This is a genomic window from Flavicella sediminum, from assembly GCF_006381105.1.
GTDB lineage: Bacteria > Bacteroidota > Bacteroidia > Flavobacteriales > Flavobacteriaceae > Flavicella > Flavicella sediminum.
The window spans coordinates 1-5,291 of record NZ_VDET01000023.1 but is presented as its reverse complement, the minus strand read 5'-3'; the positions used below and the strand labels follow the sequence as shown (position 1 = coordinate 5,291).

Annotated in this window: 5 protein-coding genes; all 5 read left to right on the top strand. The window is 28.9% G+C overall.

Annotated features, from left to right (window positions below; genetic code table 11):
* Nucleotides 1-88 precede the first annotated feature (88 nt).
* The 5 genes from FGM02_RS15970 (at nucleotide 89) to FGM02_RS15950 (ending at nucleotide 4,420) form a co-directional block, all read left to right on the top strand.
* Complete coding sequence (locus FGM02_RS15970; RefSeq protein WP_139959504.1) at nucleotides 89-565, top strand: hypothetical protein; 477 nt, start codon at nucleotides 89-91, stop codon at nucleotides 563-565.
* Between the two features lie 926 nt (nucleotides 566-1,491).
* Entirely contained in the window at nucleotides 1,492-1,953 is a 462-nt protein-coding gene (locus FGM02_RS15965; protein WP_139959503.1) for a hypothetical protein, read from the top strand.
* Nucleotides 1,954-2,122: 169 nt separating this feature from the next.
* Nucleotides 2,123-2,734 carry a hypothetical protein gene (locus FGM02_RS15960; protein ID WP_139959502.1) on the top strand — a complete coding sequence of 204 codons (612 nt, stop codon included), beginning with the start codon at nucleotides 2,123-2,125 and terminating at the stop codon, nucleotides 2,732-2,734.
* A gap of 173 nt (nucleotides 2,735-2,907) precedes the next feature.
* Nucleotides 2,908-3,657, top strand: coding sequence for a Cthe_2314 family HEPN domain-containing protein (locus FGM02_RS15955; protein ID WP_139959501.1), 750 nt, complete (start codon nucleotides 2,908-2,910; stop codon nucleotides 3,655-3,657).
* Between the two features lie 226 nt (nucleotides 3,658-3,883).
* Nucleotides 3,884-4,420 carry a hypothetical protein gene (locus tag FGM02_RS15950; RefSeq protein WP_139959500.1) on the top strand — a complete coding sequence of 179 codons (537 nt, stop codon included), beginning with the start codon at nucleotides 3,884-3,886 and terminating at the stop codon, nucleotides 4,418-4,420.
* Nucleotides 4,421-5,291: the final 871 nt, after the last annotated feature.

Sequence of the window (5,291 nt, the reverse complement as noted above, 5' to 3'; positions counted from 1 at the left end):
CCTTATACAAAACCGTTGTGCGTCATTTAGATACTGGGTAAAAGAGAATATCATATATAATTGAAATATTATTCATTAAAAACAAAAAATGAGAATATCCTTATTATTATTAACATTGATTTTAACTATCGGTTGTGCAACTCGAAATATAAAATATGATCGAAATAAAATTTTGAAAAAATACCAAGCAGGCTACAAAATCTTTGTAGATGAAAAAGTAGAGAAAGAGTTTCTAATCGCTTTTCTAGATAAAGATAATATTAAAAATGTCAGAATTAACAGACGAACGAAGGAAGTGAAAATTTCACAGATAAAACCGACTAAACTCCTTAAAATGAAAGATTGGAATTTAGATAGTTTATCAATTGATCGAAAAAACTGGAGCAAGGAAGAAATAAAATTAATGATAATTGATGACGTTTTAATGACTGGTAAAGTAAAAGAAATGATTAAAATTGACCCAAATGCAATTAAATCAATTAAGATACTAAGAAAAGAAAAAATACATAAATTGAATTTATGTGGTCACTATAAAGGAGAAACATTATTAATAACGATAAAATAAAAACGAACGCACAACACCGTATAAAATCAATGTGGGTTTTTATGGCTTAATTCAAAGGTTTGTGTCTCTTTACTATGTCACTTCTACTTATTTAAGTATTTTTAGGTCGACAAAAATAAAAACACATAATAAGTATAAGCTCAGTGCTAGGGCGAAAAGTCTACGGACGTTTTCTCCCACACTAATCTTATACAAAAACGTTAGCAACAAACGGATTTCGAATTCGGCGGAAAATAAATTATTCTAAAAAATAGCCTATCTAAGCGGAGATTATTTGAAAACAAGATTCCTTCAAAGATTACGTTTTTCAGAAAAGTATTGCGCAGAAAAACGATTTCCATACTCTAACGGATTATTTTAGCTTCTTGCGGAATAATTTCCTTGTATTCAGATTACAAAAAGTTACACGATAACTTTATAATTTTTAAAATAATCCAATTTAGATTTTTGAGCTACTTGCGGAATATTTTTTTCTCGGCTTTCGGGAAAAAGTCATTTAAGAAAATTTTTGCGGTTTAAGGAAAAGTCGCCTCATTAAAACAAAAAAAATAGTGGATAGATTTTCTGCAATTAGATTCCCTCAAAAAAAAATAAAAAATTCCATGTGAGATTATTAGCTTCTTACGGGAAAAAAGATTCTAAATAAATAAGAGACCAGATCTTCGATTTTATAGTTGATTATTAAAATTTTGTCTTTTTGTTTAACCGAGAATTAGCCGACCGAAAATGTCAGTTGCTAACACCGCATAAAGTTAATGTGGGTTTTTATATTTTGCCCAAAGGTTTGTGTTNNTCTACTTATTTATCTATTTTTAGGTCGACTAAGATAAAAACACAAAATAAGTAAAAGTTTAGTGTTCGGCTGAGAATCTTACGATTATCAACTCCCACACTAACTTTATACAAAACCGTTGTAGCCAATTGGAATGAAAACAAAGAAAATAAAATTAATATCCCTTAGTCTCCTTTTAGTAACAGGATTATTATCAGGGTTTTTAATCCCGAAGAACACTCCAATCTTAGCCCATTTTCTGAATAAGAACTCAATTGATATTGAAGTTGAAAATGACTTAAATGAGGAAATGGTAAAAATAGAATTTTCAATCTTGGGAACAGACTTTGAGGATATTACAATTGTCGAGAACGAATCAATAAATCCTATTCCTAAAGGTTATGGAGAAAATGATTGGTTTCTGTCATATGACGAGAAGAAATATGGTGTTTTCAGACATTTTAAAACAAACAATTGGCATGATCATCACTATTCATTTAGTTTTTATAAAAACAAAGGAGAAGTACTGTGTGACGTCCAAATTGATGGACCAGACCAAATGAATAAAAGGACGATTAAACTTGACAAAAAAAATAAAAACGGACGTAGGTTCTGAGTCTGATTTAAGAATAAAAAGAAAATAAACTGGCTACAACAACGGCTATACACAATGCGGGGTTTATGGGGTTTCTCACGTTTAGTTTTTCAATTTTATATTTGTTCACGGTCGATAGTGACGTACATTGAAAACCCGCACTGTGCATAGCCAAACCGTTACCATACATTTGAGAAAAATCATTTACATATTAATATTTTTAGGAATTGGAATAAACTTCTGCTTCTCTCAAACTGAATCTGAAAGATTTGATTTGACAGAATTTGATTCTATAAAACACGAACGAATTTATCGTATTGAAATTTCTGATTATCAAATTACTGAATTGCTTGAACTAAAAAGTGGAGAATTTAAAGGAAGTCTGAATCACTCTGTTTGGACTACAAATCGAAAAGGAATAAGGAAGAAAAACATAAATCAAAAAATAAGAATTCCGAATTTAACTGTAAAAAAACTAATTTCAGAACTGAATGAAAGTGGAATTGAGAATCTGAAAGATTGTAATGAAATTGAAAACTGCATTAACGGATTAGACGGAACTACGACTTATTTTAAAATTCTAAAAAATGGAGAAATGAATTCTGCATCTTATTGGGAATTAGAATCTGACTATTATTACAAACAAAATAAAGTGGAATTACCATCAGAAGTGAATAAAGCAAGAAAAATAGTTTCGATTATCAACAAAGAATTTAACTTGAAAAAACAATTTCAGGAATTTTTAAATCGACTTCCAAAAGGACGTTATTCTTACAGCACTTTGATAATGAAAAAAGGATAAAAACGTATGGTAACACCGTATATAATTTATTGCTGGCTTCTTGCCTACTTGCGAAAGTCCTCGCGGACTTTCTTGGTCGGTAATTATTTACTAAATTAGTTGCTTAAAACACGCAACAAACCATATACAAACACGTTAGGCAATATTAGAAAATCCCGAAAGTTAAAAAAAGCATGAATAAATTAAAAATAATAGAAAATCATGATTTTTATTCTGAACTGATAAAAGACTCAAATATATATTTCGCTGATAAGGATAACAATAAAAAATTTGAAATTTATGATATTGAGATTCCTAAAAACATTGAGTTTGATGAACTAGAATATTATATTCACAACGTGGGTTTCTATGCTAATTATTTTTTGAAATGGCTAAAACAACTTGATTTCGCCATAGATATTTTGTCAAATTATGATTATAATAAAGAAACTAAATATAACAGAATAGACCATTTAACGTATAATATTGAGAATTATATTATAAGATTTCAATCTGTTACAGACAGATTAATACAACTAATCAATGGTGTTTTTCATTTAACAATTCATGAAAGTAATGTAAACGGTAATGTCGTTATGAGTAGCTTAAAAGTTTCTAGATCATCTGTTCCATCAAAACTTTCTCCAATTAAAAAACATTTAAAAAAACTCTATAATGAAAGAAATACAATTATTCATAGACATTCTTATCTTGAAAAAGAATTAAGAAAACTAGAGTTATTTTATGATTTTGATAAGAATACAATTGACAAACAAATCAAAAACTTTAGAACTCAGAAATTAAAAGATTATATAAAAGAAAAACGTGAAGATTATTCTTTGAATAATGAAAAATTATTTGAATTATTACCTGCTTTATTAGACGAACTTTTAATTGAATATAAAAAACAACGAAATAAATTAATTAAAATAACCAGACAATAAATAACATTGCCTAACACCGGCTAAACTTCATGCGGGTTTTGTTCTTACTTCAAAGTTTTGTGTATATTTACTAGGTCGCCAAATCTTGTTGATTTGGCTTTGTGAAAACAAAAGAAACAAATCCAAACAAAAAGCTTCGGCTTAGTCCGTGTTCGAAAATCTGGCCGATTTTCAAGCCCGCACAAAGCCTAGCCAAAACCGTTGTGCAACAGTTAAAAAGAAAATCGTGAAAGCATTAATATTTATAATTTTGATTTCAATTTCGTCTTGTAATGGAACGAAAAAAACGACTAAAATTGAGTCAACCGAAAACACTCAAACCGAATTTAAATTAGCAGAATCGGATTTTGTAACTCTACCATTTAATAAAGATTGGTATTGGATTTTCAAAAATGTAAAACCGACTGAACTTACTCAATCGGAATTAATTGAAATCGAAAAAATTCTCAAGATTGCGGTTGAAGAGAATAATGGAAGACAAAAAATAAATTTAAAAAAACACAACGAAGAATATCCAAAAAATAAATGGAGGGAAACGGGTTTTGAAATAAAACTAAAAGGAAAAAAACGACAATATGTTCCTGTAATTAACGAAAAAGGAGAAAAGGAAGTTTGGATTAACTTTTTCTGTGACGATTGGGAAAGTGATAATTGGAAAAAAGATTTAATGATTGTTCACGATGGAGGAAATTGTTATTTCAACCTAAAAGTGAATTTGTCAAAAAAAACATATTCGGAATTAGGAATTAATGGATATTCCTAAAAATAAAAACCGTTGCACAACACCGTATAAAGTTAATGTGGGTTTTTATGGTTTGCCCAAAGTTCTCTGTCTTTTTACTATGTCACTTATACTTATTTAAGTATTTTTAGGTCGACAAGATAAAAACACAAAATAAGTATAAGCTTAGTGTTAGGCCGATAATCTTTCGATTATCAACTCCCACACTAACCTTATACAAAAACGTTAGCAACAAACGGATTTCGAATTCGGTGGAAAATAAATTATTCTAAAAAATGGCCAATCTAAGCGGAGATTCTTTGAAAACAAGATTCCTACAAAGATTACGTTTTTCAGAAAAGTATTGCTTAGAGAAAAGATTTCCCTACTCTTCCCGATTATTTTAGCTTCTTGCGGAATAATTTCCTTGCATTCAGATTATATACAGTTACACGATGAATTTTTAATATAATCCTGTTTGGATTTTTTAGCTACTTGCGGAATATTTTTTTCTCGGCTTTCGGGAAAAAGTCGTTTAAGAAAATTTTTGCGGTTTAAGGAAAACTCGTCTCTTTGAAACTTAAAAAATAGTGGATAGATTTTCTCTAATTGGATTTCTTCAAAAAAATAAAAAAATTCCTTGTGAGATTTTTAGTTACTTACGGAAAAAAGGATTTTAGAAAATTATCTAAATAAATAAGATACCAGATCTTCGATTTTATAGTTGATTATTCAAATTTTGTCATTTTATTTAACCGAGAATTAACCAACCGAAAATGTCAGTTGCTAACAACGCATAAAGTCAATGTGGGTTTTTATGGTTTAACCAAAGGTTTGTGTTTTTTTATTACGTCACTTCTACTTATTTATCTATTTTTAGTTCGACTAAGATAAAAACACAAAATAAGGATAA

Excerpts from the sequence above, each read along its gene's own strand:
- FGM02_RS15970 (WP_139959504.1), top strand. The coding sequence starts at position 89 with ATGAGAATATCCTTATTATTATTAACATTGATTTTAACTATCGGTTGT.
- FGM02_RS15965 (WP_139959503.1), top strand. The coding sequence starts at position 1,492 with ATGAAAACAAAGAAAATAAAATTAATATCCCTTAGTCTCCTTTTAGTA.
- FGM02_RS15955 (WP_139959501.1), top strand. The coding sequence starts at position 2,908 with ATGAATAAATTAAAAATAATAGAAAATCATGATTTTTATTCTGAACTG.